This is a genomic window from Alphaproteobacteria bacterium (assembly GCA_040905865.1).
Classification (GTDB): Bacteria; Pseudomonadota; Alphaproteobacteria; order UBA8366.
The window spans coordinates 1-23,237 of record JBBDQU010000058.1 but is presented as its reverse complement, the minus strand read 5'-3'; the positions used below and the strand labels follow the sequence as shown (position 1 = coordinate 23,237).

Sequence of the window (23,237 nt, the reverse complement as noted above, 5' to 3'; positions counted from 1 at the left end):
TGCGGCTTCTCGCCATTCAACGTTTAGCGCGGCCACGGCGCTTCCTGTCGATCCGCGCCTGGACATCGTCCATCACCTGTCGGTGCGGCACGGCAGGGCCGGTATCGGCGAGCGCTTCATGCACCTTTGCGCGAAACCAGACATCGTAAGCCTCGGGATCGGCCGTAAGGCCGGCCGGCAGTCCGCCTTCCTTCGCAACGCGTGTCAGCAGGATACGCACGGCATCGGACACCGTAAGCCCAACAGAGGCAAGCTTTTCCGAGGCCTGCGACTTGAGGTCCTCGTCAACACGAACATGCAGCATCGACGTGCGGGCGGCCATTTCCGGACTCCTGACTCGATATTCCATTATGTATCTCAAATGAGATACAATTAAAGGTAACCAGAGTCAACCGAAAACCCGCTCAAAATTGCGAGCCTGCGGTCCCAGGGCGATGTTCGAATTAAGGAGTTACTGTGATGGTGTGGACGGCGCCCTGACGGGCTGCTGATCCGCAAATCGGCCGGCGGCGGATCCTCACGACGGTGCCATGGCCTCCAGGTAGGCTCGCGCCCGCTGCTTGCCGTCCTCCACCTCCGGCTGGTCGAACGGGTTCACCCCCAGCAGATGGGCCGCGATGATCGTCTCCAGCATGAAATGCATCATCAGCGCGCCAAGCGTCCGCTCATCGACGGCCTCGACCTCCATCAACCGCACCGGCCGCCCTTTGGCGGCGAGGCTGTCCGCCGTGCCCTGTTCGCAGGCGTTCAGCAGGTCGCCCAGGCTGCGCCCGGCCAGGTAATCCAGCGACGGGTCATCCGCCAATGCGCCGTCCAGCGCGTCGCCGCCGCCCGGCCCGCGGATGATGGTGAACATCTTGTCGTTGGGCCCGCCGAGATAGAGCTGCAACTGGCTGTGCTGGTCCACCGTGCCGGCGGCGTCGATCGGCACCGTGCCCCTGCCCTCCTTGCCCAGGCTCTCCGCCCAGAGCTGGCGGAACCAGGACGCGAAACAGACCAGCCGGTCGCAATAGGGCATCAGCACCGTCGCCGCGACATTGCGCTCCACCGCCAGCGCGACCGATACCGCGGCCCCGACCGCAGGCGCGCTGTCGCAGGGCCGCGCGGCGGCCAGGGTCGCGTCCAGCACGGCCGCCGCGCCTTCGCGGATCGCGGCCGCATCCTGCCCGATGATCAGCGCCGGCAGCATGCCGACCAGCGACAGCACCGCGTAACGCCCGCCAACCCCCGGGTCATGGGTCAGCGCCGGCAGCCCGTGCTTCGCGGCGAGGCGGCGTAGCGCATTGTCCGCATCCTCGGAAATAATGGTGACATGGTCCGCAAACCGCCGCCCGGCCCGGCGCAGCCAGGCCATGCAGAGCATCGTCTGGGACAGGGTCTCGGCGGTGCCGCCGGATTTGGAGATGGACAGGATGCCGGTGCGCGCCGGGTCCAGCGCCGCGAACATTGCGGCAAAGCTGTCCGGGTCCACATTGTCCATGAAATGCAGGCGCGGCGACCCGGCGGGCGGTCCGAAACCCCGGTCGGCCAGCGCATAGAGGCTGCGCCCGCCGAGGCTGGACCCGCCGGTGCCGAGGATGACCACGTCGCTGAAATTTTCGCGATAGCGCGCCGCCACCGGCGCCAGCGCCGCGAGGTCGTCACGCGCGGCGGGCAGGTCGAGCAGCGGCAGCCCGCCATCGCGCTTCCAGTCGCGCAATTGCGCCAGCGCCCCATCCGTCCGCGCCAGCATGGCGGCCAGTTCGGAATCGGCGAGGCCGGCCGGCCCGATGGCGTCGGCAAGGCAGTTGTCGATGGTCTGGCTGTAGATCATGGGACGCATTGTCGCCCATGACTCGTGAATGTGCAACGCGGCAGCGAGGCTTCGGCGTCTGCAACCAACGCCCCGCCTGTGCCGGCCCCTGTCGCGGCGCGGCGGATGCCGCTACCATGGCGGCCGCAACCCGACCATCCATCGGAGACTCCCATGCCCCTGACCGACTACACCTCCGCCCTCGTCACCGGCGCCTCCAGCGGCATCGGCCTCGCCGTGGCGCAGCGCCTGCTCGGCCGGGGCCTCACGGTGCATGCCGTGGCGCGCCGCCGCGACCGGCTGGAAGCGCTGTCCGCGCCGGGAAACTGCGTTATCCATGCGGTGGATGTTCGCGACGGCGGCGCCGTGGCGGCCGCGTTCGGCGCGCTCGAAATCGATATTCTCGTTAACGCCGCCGGCGTGGGGCAGAAAAGAGTGGGTCTGCACGAACTGTCGCCCGGCCAGATCGACGATGTCCTGGAAACGAACGTCCTCGGCGCGACCCGGGTGCTGCGCGCCGTCCTGCCGGGCATGGTGCGCCGCCGGCGCGGACATGTCGTGAATATCGGGTCGATCACGGGGCTTCACGCCACGCCCGGATCGGTTTACGGCGCATCCAAGGCAGCCATCCACATGCTGAGCCAGGACCTGCGGCTGGAAGTCCAGGGCACGGGCATCCGCGTCAGCGAGATCTGTCCCGGCGGGACCCGGACCGAGTTTCACGCGCTCGCCCGCGACCTCGCTCAGGACGAGATCGATCGGACGATGTATTCCTACGACGTGCTGACGCCGGCGGACGTGACGGACGCAATCGTCTACGTGCTGGACGCCCCCGCCCGGGTCGACGTCACCCTGATGGAGCTGATGGCAACGGAACAGGTGCCGGGCGGTAACGCCATGGTGCGGCGGGAGCCGCCGCCGGAATAAGTCCACCTGCCGCGGCTCCGCGTTGCTTCACATGGCCGCTGAACGTCCTGTTGAACGAGAACCCGCACAAAAAAATGCCAAATGGCCTGCAACTCTGTTATAGCACATCAGGTTTGAACGAAACCGTCAAAGGTTCCCTGTAAACCTGTAAAGACACTATGTCTTCAACAAGATAGATCAGAGGCACGGTCGATTGATAGAGCTCATCGCGCAGTCCGCATTCGGAGAGGTTGCCGCCCTGCTGGTCATGGCGGCCACTATCGGCTTTGTCGGCATCATCCTGCGCCAGCCGCTGATCGTCAGCTTCATCGCCGTCGGCCTGATCGCGGGACCCTCGGCGTTCGACGTGGTGCGATCCGATGCGCAGATCGACCTGTTGTCGGAACTCGGCATCGCCGTGCTGCTGTTTCTGGTCGGCATCAAGCTCGACATCAAGCTCATCCGATCGCTGGGCGCGGTCTCCCTCATGACGGGTCTCGGGCAGGTCGCCTTCACCTCTATTTTTGGCTATGTTATCGGTCTGGCGCTCGGCCTGGACGCGCTGACCAGTCTCTATGTCGCGGTGGCGCTGACCTTCTCCAGCACGATCATCATCGTGAAACTGCTTTCGGACAAGCGCGAGATCGACTCGCTGCATGGCCAGATTGCCCTGGGTTTCCTGATCGTGCAGGACCTTGTGGTCGTCCTCGCCATGATCGTGCTATCCACTATCGGCATCGGTACAGGAAAAGGGCACGGCCCCGACAACATTTTCGCGGTCCTGGGCGCAGGCCTCGTGCTGGTCGGACTGGTTGCGCTGTTCGTCCGGTACGTCGCCAACCCGCTCACGGAACGGCTGGCCCGGGCGCCGGAACTGCTGGTTATCTTCGCCATCGCGCAGGCGGCAATCTTCGCCGCCATCGGCGACTTTGTCGGACTCGGCAAGGAAGTAGGCGGCCTGCTGGCCGGCGTGTCGCTGGCGTCCACTCCATACCGGGAGACCATCGCCGCGCGGCTGGCGCCGCTGCGCGATTTCCTGCTGCTGTTCTTCTTTATCGGCCTCGGCTCCGCCCTGGACCTGTCTCTGCTCGGCGCCCATGTTTCCGGTGCCATCGTGTTCTCGCTGTTCGTCCTGATCGGCAACCCGCTCATCGTCCTCGTCATCATGGGGTTGATGGGCTACCGCAAGCGCACCGGTTTTCTGGCGGGCCTGACCGTCGCGCAGATCAGCGAGTTCTCGCTTATCTTCATCGCCATGGGGCTGACGCTCGGACACGTCAGCGAGGACGCGCTCGGGCTTGTCACCATGGTGGGGCTCGTGACGATCGCGGCCTCCACCTACATGATCACCTATTCCCATCAACTCTACAGGCTGTTCGAGCCGCTGCTCGGCATCTTCGAGCGGACGGGGACGCCCCGCGAACCGGGCGATGCCGTCCATCACGGCGGCAATCAATACGATGTGCTGATATTCGGCCTCGGACGTTTCGGCACGGCCATCGGCCTGCGCCTCAAGAACAAGGGGCTGCGCGTTCTCGGTATCGACTTCAATCCACTCGCCGTCCGGCGCTGGCGCAACCTCGGGCTCGATACGGAATACGGCGATGCGACGGATCCGGAGTTCATGGCCGCCCTGCCCCTGAAGGGCGCCGCATGGGTGGTCGCCACAGTCCCCGTCCATCCCACCGGCCTGACTCACGAGGACACCCGGATGACGCTGCTTCAGATCACCCGCACCGCCGGGTTCCAGGGACGGATCGCGGTGACCTCCCACAGCAAACCCGATACGGAAGACCTGCTGGTTTCCGGCGCCGATATCGTTCTGGAACCGTTTCAGGACGCGGCCGACCGCGCCGTGGATCTGCTCACGGGCGGCGAGCAAATGGAGCGCACCGCCATTCCCGAAATTGGAACGGAGGAAAAAAGCGATTGATGACAGGTACCAGCCGGCGCCCGGCAAACGGACAACAGCACAATCGGTAATGCCCGCGGCACGGAGGCCGCGCGAGCCTTGTCAGTTTGTCGCGTTGGCGATATCCCGGAAAGGCCTCGGAGCAAAAAATACCTGCTTTCAACGGGCCGTCCATACATGGCGGTCGATACGGCTTGCATTCTCCGATGCCGATTTGACATGGCCGTCGCGGTTGATCCATTTACGGGCAACCATCGCATGGCCTACGATATTCCGGGCTTTGGATTTACGGGAATTCGCGAGTAGGAAAGGCCATGTCCGAACCCATTTTCTTCAACAGCTGGCCCGGGTTGCTACGCATAGTCATCGTCGGGATTGCCGCCTACCCGATTCTCATACTCATGCTGCGCATATCGGGCAAGCGCACGCTCAGCAAAATGAACGCTTTCGATTTTGTGGTGACGGTCGCGCTTGGATCGACGCTCGCCACTCTGATTCTGAACGCAAATGTGCCGTTGCTCGAGGGTCTACTGGGGCTTGCGCTGCTGGTATTTCTGCAATTTGCAATCTCCTGGCTGTCGGTCCGGTCCAACCGGTTCCAGAATCTGGTCAAGTCCGAGCCGACGCTTCTGGTCCACGAAAGCCGCTACCTCGATGCGGCCCTGCGGCAGCAACGCGTGACGCGCGAAGAGATCGGCGCGGCCTTGCGGCAAAGCGGCAAGAATGATGTCTCCGAAGTCCAATCGGTCGTGCTGGAAACCGACGGATCGATAACCGTAATCCCCCGGGATCGGGTACAGTAGCCTTCGATCTGGAATTTCGCTTGAGCTGAAAATGCTATCCCTATCCGTCGACGCAACAAAATTCGGCGATTTCCTGAAGGCGACCCGGGCGCCATTGTCAAACCGAAGATCGAGAACAAGGCGAAGTCCGGTTTTGAGAAAAACTGCCGGGAATTTTCGGGGACGGACAATTCCCGGAAAGCGCACCGATTGAATCTACTGCCACACGACAAGACAAACCCTTGACTTGTCTAAAACGCCATGATTACACTTCAATTAAATGAAGTATTCATGCCGTTGAATACAATTAATATTTGGTTAACAAGCCTGGAGAACGGGTACAACACTTATTAGTTAGAAATGAAATATGCTGCGACGTGCCGATTTGCCCAGCGAAGTGGACCTACTTTTGCGCCTTGCACCGGACCCGATGCTGGTTGCCGATGCCGGGGGAAACATTGCTTCCGTCAATGGACAATTGGAGCAACTGTTCGGCTACCGGGCCGAGGAACTGATCGGGCAGCCCGTCGAGACCCTGATGCCGCCGGAAGACAGGGCCGGGCACGGGAAGAAATTCAACGAATTTACGGCCAACCCGGCGACCCGGAAGATGGGCGACCGGGAACTGCACGGCTGGACGCGCGACGGGTCGGCGTTCCCCTGCGAAATCAGCCTGAGCCCCTACCGAAGGGAAGATGTGCTGTTCGTCGTCGCGGCCGTCCGGGATATTTCGGCGCGCAAGCAGGTCGAGCGCCGCCTGAGCGACACAGAAGAACAGTTCGACCTCATCTTCGCGGCGTCGCCTGAGGCCTATTTTCTGGTCAATCCCGACGGTACGGTCCGCGCGCATAACCCGGCCGCGGCACGCCTGTTCGGCGAGGACGGACGGCTGGACGCCCGGGGCGCCGGCATCGCGACAGTGCTGCAATCAGACGCCGGGTTGCGGAAGGCGTTCCTGTCACGCTTCGTACAGTGTGTCCGGGAGGCGATACCGGCAACTGGCGAGGCGGTGTTCACGCCGCCCGGCAAGGGATCGTTCGAAGCCGAATTCGCGCTGACGCCGCTCGTCGCCGACGACGGCAACCTGGGTTCCATCTTCCTGGTCTGCCGCGATATCAGCCACCGCAAGCAGGCGGAGCGGAACCTGCGGGAAGAAAAAGATCGCGCCGAGCAGGCGCTGACCGAGTTGACCCAGGCGCGCGCCAACCTGTTCGACGCCGAACGCCGCGCCGCGCTGGGGCGGACGGTAGCGGGCGTGGCGCATGAAATCCGCAATCCACTGAACTTCATCCGCAATTACGCGGAAGCCGCGGCTCAGGATCTGGCGGTGCTGCGCGACGAGATTCCGCAAACGGCGGAAATTGTCGGGGAAATCGACCTGATCCGCGAGGATATCGGCAAGGTCCAGGAGAACAGCCTTCGACTGGAAAACATCGTCCGGTCCATGATGCTGCTGGCCCGCAGCGAGCGGGGGCCCGTCGAGCGCTTCCGGATCAACGAACTGCTGCGGGAAACCGCGAATTTCGCGGTGCAGGCTCGGCGCAAGGAAAATGTCGAACTGGGCGATGTCATGCGGTTCGCCCTCGACCCCGGCGACCCGACCCTGCAAGGTCGCCCGGCGGACTTGGCGCGGGCCTTCCTGAACATCCTCGAGAACGGGCTGTACGTGCTGCGCAAGCGCAAGGCGGAAGACACATCGTTCGTGCCGGAAATCCTGATCAGCAGCCGATGTGCGGGGGAGCGTCTGGAAATCGAATTGCGCGACAACGGACCCGGTATGCCGAAGGCGGTTCGCGACAGGCTCTTTACGCCATTCTTCACGACGAAGCCAAGCGGCGAAGGGACGGGCCTCGGCCTGTCGATCTGCCATGAGACGATTGTCACGGAGCATCACGGGACGATTGACGCGATCTCGGAGGAAGGAGAATTCACGTCATTTAACATCGGATTGCCGCTCAATTTGCCGCAGAAAGACGGCATGAATGCGACAGGGGGCAAATTATAAAATGAGCAATTACCAAACGTCGAGTCGCGGCATGGGGGAAATTAATGGTTCCGGGAAGGAAGTCGATGACAATGCCGTCAAAATCCTTGTCGTCGATGACGAAGCGGAAGTTGAAAGCCTGATGCGGCGCCGGTTCCGCCGGGAAATCGACCGGAAGGAGTATAAATTCTCGTTCTGTCACGATGGCGCCGAAGCCCTGGAGTTTCTGATGCAGAAAAAAGATACCGACCTGATTCTGTGCGATATCAACATGCCCCGCATGAGCGGTCTCGAACTGCTGGACCACCTGGAGTCTGGCGAACAGGACAGCAAGGTCGTCATGATCACGGCCTATTCGGACATGGCGAACATTCGCAATGCCATGAACCACGGCGCCTTCGACTTCATCGTGAAACCGCTGGACTTCACCGACCTGCTGATGACGATGAAACGCGCCATCGATCAGTTGTACCAAGAACGACAGATGCAAAGCCAGCGCGACGCCGCGGAAGCGGCGCGACGCGCCCTGTCCAGATATTTCCCGGCGCACCGTTTGAGTGAGGTAATGGCGAGCAGGGAGATATTCGGCACGCCGCATGAAGAAAATGCGGCGGTGATGTTCGTCGACCTTGCCGGTTTCACGCAACTGTCCCAATTGTGCACCCCCCTGGAAGTCTTTGCTTTTCTGCGCGATTTTCAGGGGCATCTGGCGACTCTCGTGTTCGAGCATGGCGGCCATGTCGACAAGTATCTTGGCGACGGACTGATGGCGGTGTTCAGCACGGTGGTCGACAAGTCGTCACACAGCGGCGCCGCGCTGAGTTGCGGCCGGCACATGCTCAAGGTCATCGACGAATTCTTTGCCAATCATCCGATGGGTACGAAAGGGCCGCTGGGCATTCGCATCGGCGCCCATTACGGCCCGGTAATGGTCGGCAATATCGGTGACGAAAGCCGGCTGGAATTCGCGACGATAGGCGACACCGTCAATATCGCTTCGCGGCTCGAAGCGCTGGGCAAGGTCGTCGGGTCGCCGTTCATCGTTTCCGAAGTGCTCGTAAATCAGGCAAGGGCAGAAGGGACATTGGCGGAGGAAGATTCGGCGGCGCTGGGTGAAACGCAGGAGCATGAAATACGCGGCATCACAACCGGGCCGATGCGTATCGTCCCTATTTCCGGTTGACCCCGTAATGGCAAAGAGTTCCGAGAGGGAACACAGATCACTGCTTCGCGCCATCAGCGCGATATCCCGGGCCGTGGAGGCGCGCGATTCCTACACGGCGGATCATCAGCGCAAGGTCGCCGAACTGGCGCGCCGGATCGGCCAGGGCATGAACCTGCCGGAGCATCAGGTCGACGGTATCCGCCTTGGCGGAACACTGCACGACATCGGCAAGATTGCCGTGCCCTCGGAAATCCTCACCAAACCATTGAAACTGAGCGCGCACGAAATGGGCCTGGTCAAGACCCATGCCGTTGTCGGTTTCGAGATTTTGGGCGACGTCGACCTGCCCTGGCCGATTGCGGATATCATTCATCAGCATCACGAACGTCTGAATGGCTCCGGCTATCCGAATGGCCTTTCCGGCGACTCCATTCTCCTCGAAGCCCGGATTGTCGCCGTTGCCGATGTCGTCGATTCCATAGCGGCATTTCGCCCGTACCGCCCGGCGTTCGGCCTCAGGAAGGCGCTGGACGAACTTTCCGAAAATCGCGACAGACTCTATGACAAACGGGTGGTCGATGCGTGCTGCTGCGTTTTGACCAAGGATCCGATGGGCTACGCATGACCCCAGGCTTCAGGACCTGATCACGGAATGGAAACGGCTCCTGGGTCTTCGATCTTCGGGATGACGGGTCCCGTCCCGCCGGGAGGCCTCGACAGTGCATTTTTCACCGCCCCCGCTATCATGGGCCATCCCTTTGCCGCCATATTCAGGAGCCCTTCCCTTGCTTGAGCCGAAATTCGCCGACCTGCCCGGTGTCCGCCTGCTCTACCGCGACAGCGGCGGAGACGGGCCTGCCGCCGTTTTCCTGCATGCCAATACGGGCACGAGCGAAAGCTGGGCGCCGCAATTCGGCCCGCTGATCGAATCGGGATACCGGATCATCGCCTTCGACCGCCGGGGGCGCGGCGGCAGTATCCCCGTCGCGGAAACGGGACCGCAGCCGGGTAGCGTCGGCGAGGATCTGGCGGCGCTCGTCGACCATCTCGGCCTCGCGCGCTTCGTGCTTGTGGGCGTCGCCGGCGGCGGGTTCCAGGCGCTGGATTATGCGGCCTGGAAGCCGGAACAGTTGCGCGGCCTCGCGATTGTCGCCTCCAACGGATCGATCAGCGAACCGGAAATGCAGGCGGCCTACAAGCGGCTGCACGCCCCCTTCATCGACGATACCAACCGGCATTTCCTGGAGGTCAGCCCCACCTACCGGCTGACGGACCCCGACGGCCTCGCGCGGTGGATCGCGCTGGAGGACCATTCGCGCGCCCAGAACCAGCCGTTGCAGGCGCTGCGGACACCGAATACCTTTGCGAAGCTGGCGACAATCCGCTGCCGCGCGCTTGTGGTCTCCGGATGCGCCGACATGCTGGCGCCGCCGGCGCTGATGAGAATGTGGGCCGCGCATGTCCCCGACGTGGATTTCCACGAATTTCCCGCCGCCGGCCATGCCCTGCCCTGGGAACAGCCGGAAAAATTCAACGCGCTGCTGCTGGACTATCTCGGGTCGCTGGCGGCATAGGACGACAGGGGCGATTCCGGCAAACCGCGATCCGATCTATCGGATACGGCTGTAATCCATCGGGCGCAGCAGTGTGCTGTCGACGCGCTCCACGGTCGCCAGCCATTCCGCCTTGATCAACGGGGCGAGTTCGCGTTCCTGCGCCTCGCGCCAGCGCTGCCAGGCGGCCATGTCGGGGAAGCGGCGGATTTCGACGCTGCGGTGCGAACCGGTATTTGTGGTGCCGGGGCCGATCACCGTATCGAAGAACCCGACCAGTTCCGCACCTTCGCGCGCCAGCGCCGGCATCACCTTTTCCCTGTAGAGCGCATGGTGCGTCGCCGCCGTACCCGGCTTGAAACCGAGAATTCGCTGCTCGATGAAGCCGCGCGGCCGACCGCGCACCGCAACGAAATCCGGCCAGTCCGCCGGCATGGGCGGCGAAAAATCCGTCAGGCGCAGGATCGCCGTGTCGACGAAATCGAGCGCCGGGTACAGCGCCTGGTTCTGCCGGCCGATCAGCGCCGCGTCGGCCATCGCCCGTTCACGGTGCTGTTCCCAGGTCGCGAGGCTTTCGTGTTCGCGCAACTGCCAGACGGCGCAGCCTGCCTCCGGCCCGACCCAGATTTCCCAGGCGCCGACCAGGGTCGAGCCGTGCTCGTCCAGCGCCTGCATGGCCGCCTTCTGGAATTGTTCGTGCCGCTTTTCGAGCCGGCCGCCGCGCGCGATGACCTGGCGATGCTGATAGATCACGGTGCTGGTTCCTCCCATACGATTGCCGTCTGTTCCGGCGAATACCATGCCACACCGGCGCACACGGCGCGTCAATCCGAAACCTGCGTCGTGCCGAACGGAAATCCCGACTCCCCTGTCCGGACTGCCCCTGTTCAAAACCCGCATGCCGACGTATTCTGCGCCACACCGCCCGCCCCCTTTGAACCTGTCTGGCCGATGCGGGCGTCCCGGCCTGAGTGAGTTGCGTTCATGTGGCTGACCAAACTGCGCGGCAGCGCGCCGGGGCGCGCGCTGCGCCACCGGAATTTCCGGCTGTTCATCACCGGCAACCTCGTCAGCCTGCTGGGCACGCGCATCCACGAAATCGCGGCGGGATGGCTTGTCTGGACGCTGACCGGGTCGGCCACATGGCTGGGCGCGCTGGCGGTCGCCCAGATGCTGCCGCGCATCCTGCTGTGGCCCGTCGCGGGCGTGCTGGCCGACCGCATGGACCGGCGCCGCATGGCCTTCATCTTCCAGTCCATCGCCTTCCTCGCCGCCGGGTCGCTGGCGCTGGTCAATGCCACGGGGCATATCCAGGTGTGGATGATCGTGGCGGTGCACGCGGTGCTTGGCGCCTGCCAGGGATTCTGGCAGCCGTCCCGCATGGCGCTGCTGTCGCAGGTGGTGCCGCGCGCGGACATGACGCCCGCTGTCGCCCTGAACTCTGTCGGCGCCCAGTCGTCGCGCATCCTCGGCCCGGCGCTGGCCGGCCTCATCATCATTTTTTCCGGTCCGACAATGGCCTTCGCGGTCAACGCGTTCTCCTTCCTCGCGGTTATCGTCGCGCTGTCGCTGATGGTGCTGTCGCCGGGGCGGGCGAGCCGGGCGGCGCGCACGGGCATCGTCCGCGAATCGCTGGATGGCATGCGCTATATCGCCCGGCATCCGGGGATCGGACCGCTGATCCTCATCGTCCTGATCTTCTGCGTGTCGGTACGGCCGATCATCGACCTGTTCCCCGCCTTCGCCGATGTGAACTTCGCACGGGGTGCCGGCGGACTCAGCGCGCTGAACGCCATGCTCGGACTCGGCGCGGTGCTGGGCGGGATCTGGGCATCGTGGCGCAGCGGGCTGCGCGGGCTGACCGCGCTGCTGGCATGGTCCAGCGGCATCGGCGGCGCGGCGACCCTGCTGTTCGCGCTGACCGACAGTTTCCCCTTCGCGCTCGTCTGCGTCGTCTTCGCCGGCTGGGGGATCGTGCTGCTGGGGATCGTCTCGCAGACGCTGATCCAGACCGCGGTGGACGACGCCGTGCGCGGGCGGGTGTTCAGCGTCTACGGCATGATCTTCGGCGCCTCGCCGGGGATCGGCACCTTTGTCATGGGCTGGGCGGCGGACCGCATCGGCCTGCATATTCCGGTCGCCATCGGCGGCGGCATCGCCATGCTGCTGTGCCTGTACATCTTCCTCCGGCGGCGGCGCCTCGCCGCCGTCCTCGAAGCTCCGGCGCGCGACGCGGCGGTGGAGCCGGCCAGCGGGCCGGAGACCCGATAAGCCGATGCCAGGCGCGATACGGGTGGCGGCGTTGCCGATTGCCCGGACGATCGGTTAGTGTCCCCCGTCCGGGGCGGATCGCCCGTTCATCCCCTGCCGGCAGGCCGCCGGCCGCCAGAAACAATCAAAACCGAGGACTTCCCATGGCCCGTGTTCCCGTCCTGAAATCCCCCGACGAATTCACCGGCGAGGCCCGGCGCATCGCGGAAAAGATCGTCGATACGCGCAAATCGCTGGAAGGCCCCTTTTCCGTCTGGATGCACGCGCCGGAATGGGCCGAACGCGTCGCGCATCTGGGCACGCTGGTGCGTTGGGAAGGGACGCTTGAGTTGCGCATCCGCACGCTGGCCGCCCTTGTCGCCGGCCGGCACTTCCAGGCCCAGTATGTCTGGGGCATCCAGGGCGTGATCGGCGCCGAGCGGGCGGTTCCCCGCGCGACGATCGATGCGATCCGCGACGACCGTTCCGACGGCATTCCGCCGGAAGACCTGCAGATCATCGACTTTACCCGGCAACTGCTGCGCCGGAACCGCATCGAGGAATCGCTGGCGCAGGCGGTGATGGCGCGGCTGGGCGCCGACCGGTATGTGCAGCTGACCACCTGCATCGGTTACTACGCGATGCTGGCGATGACGGTGAACGCGGTGGAACTGGAACCGAACCCGAAGCACGAAACGCTGGAACTCTGACGGCGAAAAGGCCCCTTGTTCGCAGCGCCCGTCCGGTTGCACACTGCCGGCCAATATCGGGGATCCGCCAACGGGAGGGAGAAACTCATGGAGCTTGAAGGCACGGTCGCGCTGGTGACGGGCGGCAATGGCGGGCTGGGGCAGCGCATCTGCCATGCGCTCGCCCGCGAAGGCGTGAATATCGCGGTGATGTACGCGCAGAGCAGGGACCAGGCCGAAGAGGTCGCCCGCGACCTGACGTCGCGCCACCAGGTCAACGCCGCCGCCTTCGCCTGCGACATCACCGACGGCGCGGCGATCAAGGCGCTGGTCGAAGCGATCACGAAACGGTTCGGCCGGCTCGATATCCTGGTCAACGACGCCGCTTACAACAAATCGGTCCCCTATCAGGATCTCGACGGCCTGACGGACGAAATCTGGGACCGGATATTCGCGGTCAACCTGACCGGCCCCATGCGGCTGATCAAGGCCGTCGCCCCCGTCATGAAGGCGCAGGGCCAGGGCCGCATCGTCAACATCTCGTCGGTCGCCGGGCTGACGCCGACGGGCTCGTCCATCGCCTATGCCGTCGCAAAGGCCGGGCTGAACCACCTGACGCGCTGCATGGCGGTGGCGCTGGCGCCGGAAACGCTGGTGAACTGCGTTGCGCCGGGACTGCTGGAAGGCACCCGCGCGACCGCCAATCTGCTGCCCGAACATATCGAGCGTTCGGCGGCGGGGGCCGTGCTGAAGAAGGTGGCGGACAAGGACGATTGCGCCGACATGGTGGTGACCATGTGCCGCACCAGCACGATGACGGGACAGACGACCGTCATCGATTCCGGGCGCTTTTTTCACTAGCCGCCTCAGCGGAAATCAGACAGCCGGATAACCGGCGAGGGCCCTGACCGCATCGGCGCTTCCGCCGCCGTCGCGCATGGCCTGGATCGTTTCGGCCCGGTCGCGCTTGGCGAAGCGCCGCCCCGCATCATCCGTCAGCAATTCGTGGTGATGGTATTCCGGCTCCGGCAGGCCGAACAGCGCCTGAAGCACCCGGTGGACATGGGTCGCGTGCAGCAGGTCTTCCCCCCGCGTCACCAGGGTCACGCCCTGCAGCGCATCGTCCCAGGTCACCGCCAGGTGATAGCTGGTCGCCACGTCCTTGCGCGCCAGCACCACGTCACCGCAGCTTTCGGGTTCGACCATGATCGTCCCGCGAGCCCGGTCGGTAAAGGTCAGGGGCCCGACCCGCGCCGCCGCCTGCGCCATATCGAGCCGCAGCGCGAAGGCCTCGCCCGCCGCGATACGTTCCGCCGCGGCGGCGCCCGCCAGACCCCGGCAGATACCGGGATACAGCGGCCCGTCCGGCCCGTGCGGCGCGCGCACCGAGCCTTCCGCCTCCGCCCGCAGATCCTTGCGGGTACAGAAACAGGGATAGAGCAGCCCGTCCGCCTCCAGCCGGTCCAGCGCCTGCCGGTAATCCGCCATGTGGTCGGACTGGCGGCGGACCGGTTTCTCCCATCGCAGGTCCAGCCAGGCCAGGTCCTCGTAAATACCGTCCTCGAATGCCGGCCGGCAGCGGCCCCGGTCGATATCCTCGATCCGCAGCAGGAACCGCCCGCCGGCCGCAAGCGCCGCCGCCTCGGCGAACAGCGCGCTGAAGGCATGGCCGAGATGCAGCCGGCCGGTCGGGCTGGGCGCAAAGCGGGTTACGGTTTCCATGTTTTTGACTCGACAGGTAATACCGGGCTGGCGGTAGCCTAGCCGGAATGGTTTAGTTAATCACCATGACCCGACCGAAAAAAATGACGAAGCGGGCGATTGCCGCCGCGCTGGACGAACTCGCCGCCCGCGACGCCGATATCGCGCGCGCGATCCGCGAGGTCGGCTATCCCGCGCCGCGCAACCGGGACCCGGGGTTCGAGACCTTCGTGAACATCATCATCGGCCAGCAGGTATCGGTCCATGCGGCGGCGGCGATTCGCGGCCGGTTGCTGGCGGCGACCAATCCGCTGACGCCGGAAACACTGCTGGCGCTGGACGACGACGCCCTGAAGGCGGTCGGGCTGAGCCGCCGCAAGATGGAATACAGCCGCCTGCTGGCGCGGGACGTTCTGGAGGGGCGGTTCGATCCCGACGGGCTGCACCGCCTGGAAGACGAGGCGATCATGGACGCCATCGTCGCGCGCAAGGGTCTGGGCCGGTGGAGCGCGGAGATATACATGCTCTTTGCGCTCGGTCGGTCCGATGTCTGGCCCGCCGACGATCTGGCCGTGATGGTGGCGGTGCAGCGCCTGAAGGGACTGGCGGCGCGGCCGAACCGGCTGCTTATGGACAGCATCGCCGAGGACTGGCGGCCCCATCGCGGCGTGGTCGCGCTGCTGATGTGGCATCACTATAATACGGCGGCGCTGTAAGCGGCGCGCCGGAGAAGGGAGAACGACGGAACGATGGCAGACCTCATGACACTGGACGGCCCGCGCCACGGCGCGGCTTCCGGCGCCGCCAGACAGCTCGTCATCCTGCTGCACGGGCTGGGCGCGGATGGCAATGACCTGATCGGGCTGGCGCCGCACTGGGCCGAGATCCTGCCGGACGCCGAATTTGCCGCGCCGGACGCGCCGTTCCCCTGCGACATGTCGCCGATGGGATACCAGTGGTTCAGCGTTCAGGACCGGTCCCCGGCGGCAATGCTGGCCGGGGTGCAGGCCGCCGCGGGCAGCCTGAACGCCTTCATCGACAGCGAACTGGAACGGACCGGCCTGACGGCGGACCGGCTGGCGCTGGTCGGGTTCAGCCAGGGCACGATGATGAGCCTGTATGTCGCGCCGCGCCGCGCGGAAAAAATCGCCGGCGTCGTCGGCTATTCCGGCCGGCTGGTCGCCCCGGAACGGTTGGCCGGCGAGGCCGTCTCGCGGCCGCCGATCCTGCTGGTGCATGGCGACGCGGATGAGGTGGTGCCCTTCGAATCCATGGCCATGGCCGAACAGGGATTGTCGGCGGCGGACTTCACCGTCACGACCCTGGCGCGCCCCCGCCTGGGCCATGGCATCGACATGGCGGGGCTGCAGCACGGCGGGGCCTTCCTGAAGGCCGCCTTCGCCGCCTGACCGATGCCGCTGCAGAACCGCGTCACGCCCCAGGGCGATATCGTCGCCGTTCCCGAACGCGGCGCTTTCATGGGCAATCGCGGCATCCTGCATGACGAACACCGTCAACTGGGCGCGCGGCGCTGGGCGCTGAAGGCCTGGCTGATCTGCCGGCTGGAATTTCGCGGCCGACACCGTGAGGTCATGACGCCGCGGCGCTATACGGAACTGTTCTTCTTCGACGAGGCCGCCGCCATCGCCGCCGGCCACCGGCCCTGCTGCGAATGCCGGCGCGACGCCTTCCTGGCCTGGCAGGCGGCATGGCGCATGGCGCATTCCCCGGACACACCGCCGCGCGCACGGGAAATCGATGCGCAGTTGCATACGGAACGTATCGTCCCCCGCACCCGCCGCCAGCAACGCTGGCAGACCCGGTTCGATAGCCTGCCGGACGGAACGTTCGTTGCCCGCGAAACGGGTCCCTGTCTGGTCCTGGACGGCGGGCTGCATGGCTGGTCCTGGCGGGGATACGGGCCGCCGTCACCCTGCGCCGCCGACGAAACTGTCACCGTCCTGACGCCGCCCGCGTCGGTTGCCGTGTTACAGGCAGGTTACCGTCCGTCCATAAATATTACCTGCTGACGCCTTGAAAGCGACAGTCGAATCAGATATTTATGCAATGGGTTGAGTGTGAGAACTGGTATGATCGTCGCAACGAACGCATTTCCGGCTCTGGTGCTGAACGCGGATTTCCAGCCGCTCAGCTACTTTCCCCTGTCGCTCTGGTCGTGGCATGATTCGGTGAAGGCGGTGGTCACCGACCGGGTCAACGTCGTTTCCGAATACGACACCGAAATCAGCTCGCCGTCCTTTTCGCTGAAACTGCCCAGCGTGATCTCGCTGAAGGAATACATCGCCGCCCAGCGGCAGCCCGCCTTCACGCGCTTCAACGTCTTCCTGCGCGACCGGTTCTCCTGCCAGTATTGCGACATGGACCTGCCGTCCCATGAACTGACCTTCGACCATGTCATCCCGCGCTCGCGCGGCGGCCGGACGACATGGGAAAATGTCGTCGCCGCCTGCGCGCCCTGCAACCTGCGCAAGGGCGGAAGGATGCCGCATCACGCCGGTATGCTGCCCCTGCGCCACCCGACCCGCCCCACCTCGCACGAGTTGCAGGCCAACGGTCGGCATTTCCCGCCGAACTTCCTGCACGAAAGCTGGCGCGATTTCCTGTACTGGGACGCGGAACTGGACCCTGTTTGATGAAACGCGACGCCGCCTGACGGGTCAGTACCGTTCCGAAAGCCAGATTGCGAGTCGTGACGCGGATTTGACCGCCGCGGACAGGACCGGATAGGCCGGCGCCTCTTCCGCGCCGTGGGCCAGCGCGGTTTCGCGGTGTTCGGCTTCGTCGGCGCGGTATTCCGCGATCACCTGGCGCAGTTCCGGTTCGCGCTCGCCCAGTTGGTCGAGCTGCCCGCCGTAATGTTCGTCGATCACTTCCTCGACCGCCGCCGTGCAGGCCATCGCCGCCTTGTCGCCCAGCAGCGCCGTCGTCGCGCCCAGCGCAAAGCCGGCCACATGCCACAGCGGCGCCAGCGCCGTGGGCCGGACCCGCCGTTCGGCGACCAGCCGGTTGAAGGTGGCGAGGTGCCGTGCTTCCTGTTCCGCCATATGGTCGATCAGATCCGCCGCCGCCCCGTCGCGGATCACGCTGCGCTGGCCGGCATAGATCCGCACCGCGCCGAATTCGCCGGCCTGGTCGACACGGATGATGCGGTCGACCAGCCCCTTCGGCGCCGGATCGCCGGGCAGGTAGGCGGGTCCCTTTTCCGTCATTGCCGCCTCCGTTCGTTGCGCAACAGCCACACGACGCCGCCGCCGGTCGCCAGCGACAGCAGCGCATTATACCCCGCCATCGAAATGCCGAACAGCGACCAGGCGACATCGTCGCAGCGGACGACCGGCGCGGCCAGCACCATGGCGCGCAATTCCTCCAGCGTCGCCGGGGTGGCCGCGCCGGAACAGGCCGACGGTCCTTCCCACCAGCGCTGTTCGACGCCGACATGATAAACGGCAATTCCGGCGCCGACCCAGACCGCCAGGGTCGCCAGGGACAACGCCGCCGCATGCAGCCGCCGGTCCCGGACCGCGACGATCGCCACGATGGCGAGGGCGCCCGCGATCCACCAGGGCCAGCGCTGGTACAGGCACAGGGCGCACGGCTGCAGCCCGCCCCAGTATTGAAAGGCATATGCGCCACCCAGCGTCCCGGCGCTCATGACAAGCAGCAGGATCGGGGCCAGATACGGATTCTGCAGGTTCATACGGCGGTTTCCATCATGTCATGCCAGATACTTAAGCACGACAAAGCCGGATACCAGCAATACGACGAAGGCCAGCGTCAGCGGCCCGAGCCAGCGTTCGATGAAGGCGCGGATCGGCGCGCCGAATTTCCACAACAGGACCGCGACGAGCAGGAACCGGCCGCCGCGGCTGATCACCGAGACCACCGTAAAGGTCGTCAGGTCCAGATTCACCGAACCGCTGGCAATCGTGATCACCTTGTAGGGCACCGGGCTGAACCCGCCGGCGAATACGATCCAGCCGCCCCATTCCCGGTACCAGTCCTGAAAACGCTCGAACTTCGCAGCATAACCGTAGAAGTCGAGAATGACCTGCCCTACGGTCTCGAACAGGAAATAGCCGATGCCGTATCCGGCCAGCCCGCCCAGCACGGAACCGGCGGTCGCCACGGCGACGATCCGCCAGGCCCGGGTCGGCGCCGCCAGCACCATCGGAATGATCAGCACATCCGGCGGTATCGGGAAAAAGGAACTTTCGGCGAAGGCGATGACGAACAGCCAGAACATTGCATGCGGCCGCGCGGCCAGATCCATGGTCCAGTCATAGGTACGGCGCAGCATCAGTTCTCCACCCACATTTCCAGTGCCTCGCCGAGGCGATGCACCACATCCGCCCAGTCGCCGGGCGCGTCCTGCCGGAACAGGCGCATGGTCGGATACCACGGGCTGTCGGCGCGCGCGAGCATCCAGCGCCAGTCCGGCGAATATTTCAGCAGCAGCCAGACCGGACGGCCGAGCGCCCCCGCAAGGTGCGCGGTGGCCGTATCGACGGTAATGACGAGGTCGAGCGCCGAAAGCGCCGCCGCCGTATCGGCGAATCCGTCGAGATGCGCCGACCAGTCGGCGAGGCATGTTCCGGCCGCCTGCTCCGAACCGGGGCCGAATTGCAGGCTGATCCATTCGACGTCATCGCGCGCCAGCAGCGGCGACAGCGCCGCCGGCGTTACGGAACGCTGTGCGTTGTCGGGATGTTTCGGATTGCCGGTCCAGCACAACCCGATTCGCCGCCGTCCGTTTCCGGCGGGCGGCGGCTTCGCATCTATTGGCGGGAACAGGTAGGGCACGTTTGCCGGGATTGTTTCCGTCCCGGAACCGAGCAGATGCGGCAGGCTCATCAACGGCGCATGGCAATCGACGGGCGGCACGGCGCCGCCGGTCGATACAATGCGCGGGCTACCCGGCAACGTCCCGAAAAGCCCGGCCAGTTTCGCGTGGCAGCCGATTGTCACGTCGGCGCCCAGTTCCCGCAGAACTGGCGCGTAGCGGGCAAACTGTATCGCGTCGCCGAAACCCTGCTCCGCCAGCAACAGGATGCGCCGCCCTGACGGATCGCTGCCGTCCCATAGCGGCGAATCGTGTACGGGCGGTGCATGGTCCGGGGTGTGCCGGCGCCATTCATATTCGGCGAATCCGCTTGTGAAATCGCCCGACAGCAGCAGGGTCATCGCCCGGTTCCAGTGGCATTCGGCGTTATCGGGATCCAGCGCCAACGCCCGGCCATGCGCTTCCAGCGCCGCGTCCAGCCGGCCTTCTTCCTGCCGCAGGTTGCCCAGATTGCTCCAGCCGCCCACGAACGCCGGATGATTCCCCGTCACGGATTCCAGCGCGCGGGCGGCGTCATCCATCCGGCCCGCATCCATCAGCACGACACCAAGGTTGCACAGCGTCGCGGGGTCGTCCGGGTTGAGCGCCACCGCATTTTCCAGCGCCGTCACCGCGTCGTCGAAACGCCCCGCCGCCTTCAGCGCCAGCCCGAGATTGCTCCATGCGTCGTCCGCCAGCGGATCGCGCGCCAGCGCCTCCCGATAGGACTGCACGGCGCCGGCCAAATCTCCCGCGCGCTGCTGGCAGGCGCCCAGCGCCACCCGCGCGGCATTGTTATCCGGATTGATCTCCAGAACCCGCCGGTATCCGGCGATCGCCGCATCCAGTCGCGACAGGCTGCGATACGCTTCCGCCCGCACCGCCTGCGCCCGTTCCGATTCCTGCAGCCGCGCGAGCCGCCCCGACAACACGCCAACGGCCGCTTCCGGCCGGCCCGATGCATGCGATGCAACGGCCAGTTCAATGGCGATATCGTCATTGTCCGGCGCGAGGGCCGCGGCCCGGCCAAGGGCGTCTACCGCCTCTTCCGCCTGCCCCGCATCCAGCAGCGCGCCTCCCAGCAGCGCCCAGGCGGCGGGCTGATCCGGATGCGCGGACGCGATCTGCCTGAAAAGCGCGGCCGCGCCCGCCGCATCGCCCGCTCCATGCAGTTCGGTCGCCCGCCGCAGCAGGGCGGCGCTGTCCTCGGGGGGCTTTTCGCGACCGGTCAATGCGCGGATTTCAGGACGGCGCCGCGCCCCGCAAAATACGGCGACCGGATAGTCACGCCCAAAGGACCTGGTGGATGGGCGGCAGGTAGCCGCTGACCTGCTGCCAGCGGGTCCCGCCCGCCTCGCCGACCCAGAGATTGCCCGTCGTCGACCCCATCGCCAGCCGGTCCCCGGCGCCGTCGACATCCAGCGCATGGCGGTAGATCAGGTCGAAGGACGGCTGGTCCGGCAATCCCGCATCGAGGGTCGTGAACGTCCTGCCGCCGTCGCGCGTCACGGTCGCCACCAGCCGCTGGTCCACCGGGTAACGGAATTCATCCTTTACCGCCGGCACGAACCAGGCGGTATCCGGATCGGCGGGATGCACCGCGACAGCGAAGCCGAAGGCGGATGGCGAGGCCGTTTCGATTTCCGTAAAACTTTCGCCGCCGTCCTCGGAACGGAAAATCCCGTTATGGTGCTGGCACCAGATGACATCGGGCGCGGCGGGGCAGCGGGCGAGCCTGTGCGGGTCCTGCGCAATCGGCTCGAAGGCGAGCGCCGGCGGCATGTATGCGGCGCGGAGCCCTTTGCCGCCCAGCGACCAGGTCTGTCCCGCATCCGCCGTCATCCAGACCCCGCCGGAGGACACGCCGATCGCCAGCCGGCTGCTGTCGCGCGGGTCGACGCAGATGGAATGGATGCCCGGATCGTCATAGCCGCCGCCGTTCCATTCGCCGCGCCGCGGATGATTCCACAGCGGCTCGTTCAACGCCCAGCTTTCGCCGCGGTCGCGGGACACGAACAGCCCGCCCGGCAGCGTCCCGGCCCAGAGCCAGCCGGGCCGGTCCGCCCCGCCGGCGACGAGCGTCCAGATCAGCGAGACGCTCGGCCCGTCCGCGCCGTCCGGCACGGCGGGGAATGCCGGCGCGGGCAATTCCCGCCAGGTCGCGCCCCCGTCTTCGGAACGATGCATCTTGACGCCAAAATGTCCCAGGTTCAGGGCGGCGTAGAGGCTGCCGTCGCGCCCGTCCCGCAGCACCGCCGTCACCGGATCGCCGACAAAGGATTGCCGGCCGCATACCCAGGCGCCATTCTGCATCGAATATTCCAGCAATCCCTTGCGGGTCGCCACATAGAGCCGCTCCGTCACCTCATCCTCCCGACAATGCCTGAAACACGAAAACCTCGTCGGCATCCGCGACCGGGTCGGTCAGGCGGTCCCGGTCGGCGACGAGCCTGTCGTTGATGTATACCGCCACGTGCTGCCGCAGCCGCCCCTGGTCATCCAGCAGGTAGCTGCGCAACGCGGCATTGTCCCGGAAGACATCGTTCAGAACCGCGGACACCGTATCCCCCGCCCCGCATACCACGGGGCAGGACAGGTGCCGCTGAAGGTTTTCCGTGAAACTGACCCGTGCCACTGCCCGATTTCCTGTTTCCCAGGATCCATGAAACAATCCACCCCGCAACGTTTTTACCACGGGTCCCCCGGGATGGGTGGTACAATTTCATGTCATGCGGCGTTTTCATGTCACCCGACGCTGCCGCGTATCCGGAATATCGGAAAGGAACAACGCATGAATACGACAACGCAGTTACGGCATGTCGTCGCCGCCTATAATCTTTCCGCCGCGTCGGAAAACAGGATTCACGACGATACGGTGGCGAAAAAATTCGGCTTCGCCGGCGGGCTGGTGCCGGGGGTCGAGGTCTACGCCTATATGAGCCATCTGGCGGTGCGGCATTACGGCATCGACTGGCTGCGCCATGGCAGCGCCGAATGCCGGCTGCTCAAGCCGGTCTATGACGGCAAGGAGGCCACCGCCACGGGATCGCCGGACGCCAATGGCGGGCTGGACCTGCGGGTGACGATGGGCGACATCCTGTGCGCCACCGGCTCGGCGCGGCTGGAAACGCCGGAAACCGCACCCCCGGCCGATGCGATCCCCGCCGCGCCGCTGCCCGCCGAACGGCCTGAAGCCGCGCCGGAACCGCTGCGGCCGGGCACGGTGCTCGGCACCTTCGAGACGCAGTTCAGCGAGGAGGAACACCTCGCCTATCTGCGCGACGCGCGCGAGACCCTGCCGATATATGCCGACGAAAGAATCGCCCATCCGGGCCTGATCCTGCGGCTCGCCAACCGGGCGCTGGGATCGAATGTGCGGATGGGCCCGTGGATGCATGTCGGCAGCCATATCCGCAATTACGCGACCGCCGCCTTCGACGCCCGGCTGTCCGCTCGCGCCCGGGTGCTGAAGGAATACGAGCACAAGGGCCACCGCTTCGTGGAGATCGACGTGTGCGCCATCGCCGACGGCGCGGCCTGCATCGCCCGCATCCACCACACCGCGATCTACCAGCCGCGGCAGGCGGCCGGATAGATCGCGCCGCCGGCGCCAGGGTACAATCATGAATCGTTAACGTGCGAGGATTTCGGCGCGGAATGCCG

General features: G+C 65.5%; 25 protein-coding genes. 15 read left to right on the top strand and 10 right to left on the bottom strand.

The annotated features are described in order from the left end of the window. Window positions 1-16: 16 nt before the first annotated feature. Complete coding sequence (locus WD767_12650) at window positions 17-322, bottom strand: type II toxin-antitoxin system RelB/DinJ family antitoxin (GenBank protein MEX2616936.1); 306 nt, start codon at window positions 320-322, stop codon at window positions 17-19. Between the two features lie 195 nt (window positions 323-517). Then, complete coding sequence (locus WD767_12645; protein ID MEX2616935.1) at window positions 518-1,813, bottom strand: glucose-6-phosphate isomerase; 1,296 nt, start codon at window positions 1,811-1,813, stop codon at window positions 518-520. A 153-nt stretch (window positions 1,814-1,966) separates the two neighbouring features. Between WD767_12645 and WD767_12640 the strand changes: the two genes are divergently transcribed. The 7 genes from WD767_12640 (at window position 1,967) to WD767_12610 (ending at window position 10,115) form a co-directional block, all read left to right on the top strand. Then, window positions 1,967-2,719: an SDR family oxidoreductase gene (locus tag WD767_12640; GenBank protein MEX2616934.1), complete on the top strand. Its 753-nt coding sequence runs from the start codon at window positions 1,967-1,969 to the stop codon at window positions 2,717-2,719. 193 nt (window positions 2,720-2,912) lie between these two features. Beyond that, on the top strand, window positions 2,913-4,631 hold the full coding sequence (locus WD767_12635) for a cation:proton antiporter (GenBank protein ID MEX2616933.1): 1,719 nt from the start codon (window positions 2,913-2,915) through the stop codon (window positions 4,629-4,631). Window positions 4,632-4,924: 293 nt separating this feature from the next. Continuing rightward, a complete protein-coding gene (locus WD767_12630) occupies window positions 4,925-5,413 on the top strand; it encodes a YetF domain-containing protein (GenBank protein MEX2616932.1) in 489 nt (162 codons plus the stop codon). 346 nt (window positions 5,414-5,759) lie between these two features. Beyond that, window positions 5,760-7,397 (top strand): PAS domain S-box protein, encoded by a 1,638-nt coding sequence (locus WD767_12625; GenBank protein ID MEX2616931.1) that lies wholly within the window; start codon window positions 5,760-5,762, stop codon window positions 7,395-7,397. Window position 7,398: 1 nt separating this feature from the next. Further along, entirely contained in the window at window positions 7,399-8,559 is a 1,161-nt protein-coding gene (locus WD767_12620) for an adenylate/guanylate cyclase domain-containing protein (protein ID MEX2616930.1), read from the top strand. A gap of 7 nt (window positions 8,560-8,566) precedes the next feature. Beyond that, the gene (locus WD767_12615; GenBank protein ID MEX2616929.1) at window positions 8,567-9,166 is read left to right on the top strand and encodes an HD domain-containing phosphohydrolase; all 600 of its coding nucleotides are present in this window, start codon (window positions 8,567-8,569) and stop codon (window positions 9,164-9,166) included. A 160-nt stretch (window positions 9,167-9,326) separates the two neighbouring features. After that, entirely contained in the window at window positions 9,327-10,115 is a 789-nt protein-coding gene (locus WD767_12610) for an alpha/beta fold hydrolase (protein ID MEX2616928.1), read from the top strand. Window positions 10,116-10,151: 36 nt separating this feature from the next. On the opposite strand, the gene WD767_12605 is transcribed toward WD767_12610, so the two are convergent. Beyond that, on the bottom strand, window positions 10,152-10,847 hold the full coding sequence (locus WD767_12605) for an NIPSNAP family protein (GenBank protein MEX2616927.1): 696 nt from the start codon (window positions 10,845-10,847) through the stop codon (window positions 10,152-10,154). 231 nt (window positions 10,848-11,078) lie between these two features. Between WD767_12605 and WD767_12600 the strand changes: the two genes are divergently transcribed. The 3 genes from WD767_12600 to WD767_12590 all read left to right on the top strand — a co-directional run bounded on the left by WD767_12600 (window position 11,079) and on the right by WD767_12590 (window position 13,894). After that, window positions 11,079-12,365 (top strand): MFS transporter, encoded by a 1,287-nt coding sequence (locus WD767_12600; protein MEX2616926.1) that lies wholly within the window; start codon window positions 11,079-11,081, stop codon window positions 12,363-12,365. Window positions 12,366-12,508: 143 nt separating this feature from the next. Then, the gene (locus WD767_12595) at window positions 12,509-13,054 is read left to right on the top strand and encodes a hypothetical protein (protein ID MEX2616925.1); all 546 of its coding nucleotides are present in this window, start codon (window positions 12,509-12,511) and stop codon (window positions 13,052-13,054) included. Between the two features lie 87 nt (window positions 13,055-13,141). After that, on the top strand, window positions 13,142-13,894 hold the full coding sequence (locus WD767_12590; protein ID MEX2616924.1) for an SDR family oxidoreductase: 753 nt from the start codon (window positions 13,142-13,144) through the stop codon (window positions 13,892-13,894). A 15-nt stretch (window positions 13,895-13,909) separates the two neighbouring features. Here WD767_12590 and gluQRS read toward each other — a convergent pair whose 3' ends face one another. After that, window positions 13,910-14,755: a tRNA glutamyl-Q(34) synthetase GluQRS gene (gluQRS, locus tag WD767_12585; protein MEX2616923.1), complete on the bottom strand. Its 846-nt coding sequence runs from the start codon at window positions 14,753-14,755 to the stop codon at window positions 13,910-13,912. Window positions 14,756-14,820: 65 nt separating this feature from the next. Between gluQRS and WD767_12580 the strand changes: the two genes are divergently transcribed. The 4 genes from WD767_12580 to WD767_12565 are packed head-to-tail and all read left to right on the top strand — an operon-like array spanning window position 14,821 to window position 17,388. Next, window positions 14,821-15,450 (top strand): DNA-3-methyladenine glycosylase 2 family protein, encoded by a 630-nt coding sequence (locus WD767_12580; GenBank protein ID MEX2616922.1) that lies wholly within the window; start codon window positions 14,821-14,823, stop codon window positions 15,448-15,450. Between the two features lie 33 nt (window positions 15,451-15,483). Next, a complete protein-coding gene (locus tag WD767_12575) occupies window positions 15,484-16,143 on the top strand; it encodes an alpha/beta fold hydrolase (protein MEX2616921.1) in 660 nt (219 codons plus the stop codon). A 3-nt stretch (window positions 16,144-16,146) separates the two neighbouring features. Next, window positions 16,147-16,764, top strand: a complete 618-nt coding sequence (locus WD767_12570) for a hypothetical protein (protein MEX2616920.1) — start codon at window positions 16,147-16,149, stop codon at window positions 16,762-16,764. Window positions 16,765-16,824: 60 nt separating this feature from the next. Then, complete coding sequence (locus tag WD767_12565; GenBank protein ID MEX2616919.1) at window positions 16,825-17,388, top strand: HNH endonuclease; 564 nt, start codon at window positions 16,825-16,827, stop codon at window positions 17,386-17,388. A 24-nt stretch (window positions 17,389-17,412) separates the two neighbouring features. On the opposite strand, the gene WD767_12560 is transcribed toward WD767_12565, so the two are convergent. Genes WD767_12560 through WD767_12535 form a run of 6 tightly spaced genes read right to left on the bottom strand, consistent with a single transcriptional unit; the run spans window position 17,413 to window position 22,209 of the window. Further along, window positions 17,413-17,964: a demethoxyubiquinone hydroxylase family protein gene (locus tag WD767_12560; protein ID MEX2616918.1), complete on the bottom strand. Its 552-nt coding sequence runs from the start codon at window positions 17,962-17,964 to the stop codon at window positions 17,413-17,415. Next, entirely contained in the window at window positions 17,961-18,452 is a 492-nt protein-coding gene (locus tag WD767_12555) for a disulfide bond formation protein B (GenBank protein ID MEX2616917.1), read from the bottom strand. The genes WD767_12560 and WD767_12555 overlap by 4 nt, the downstream gene beginning before the upstream one ends. An 18-nt stretch (window positions 18,453-18,470) precedes the next feature. Further along, entirely contained in the window at window positions 18,471-19,052 is a 582-nt protein-coding gene (locus tag WD767_12550; GenBank protein MEX2616916.1) for a YqaA family protein, read from the bottom strand. Beyond that, window positions 19,052-20,806, bottom strand: a complete 1,755-nt coding sequence (locus tag WD767_12545; protein ID MEX2616915.1) for a tetratricopeptide repeat protein — start codon at window positions 20,804-20,806, stop codon at window positions 19,052-19,054. The genes WD767_12550 and WD767_12545 overlap by 1 nt, the downstream gene beginning before the upstream one ends. A 52-nt stretch (window positions 20,807-20,858) precedes the next feature. Continuing rightward, complete coding sequence (locus WD767_12540; GenBank protein ID MEX2616914.1) at window positions 20,859-21,938, bottom strand: exo-alpha-sialidase; 1,080 nt, start codon at window positions 21,936-21,938, stop codon at window positions 20,859-20,861. A 1-nt stretch (window position 21,939) separates the two neighbouring features. After that, window positions 21,940-22,209, bottom strand: coding sequence for a MoaD/ThiS family protein (locus WD767_12535; GenBank protein MEX2616913.1), 270 nt, complete (start codon window positions 22,207-22,209; stop codon window positions 21,940-21,942). A 156-nt stretch (window positions 22,210-22,365) separates the two neighbouring features. Between WD767_12535 and WD767_12530 the strand changes: the two genes are divergently transcribed. Next, window positions 22,366-23,169, top strand: a complete 804-nt coding sequence (locus WD767_12530) for a hypothetical protein (protein MEX2616912.1) — start codon at window positions 22,366-22,368, stop codon at window positions 23,167-23,169. The last annotated feature ends 68 nt before the right edge of the window (window positions 23,170-23,237 follow it).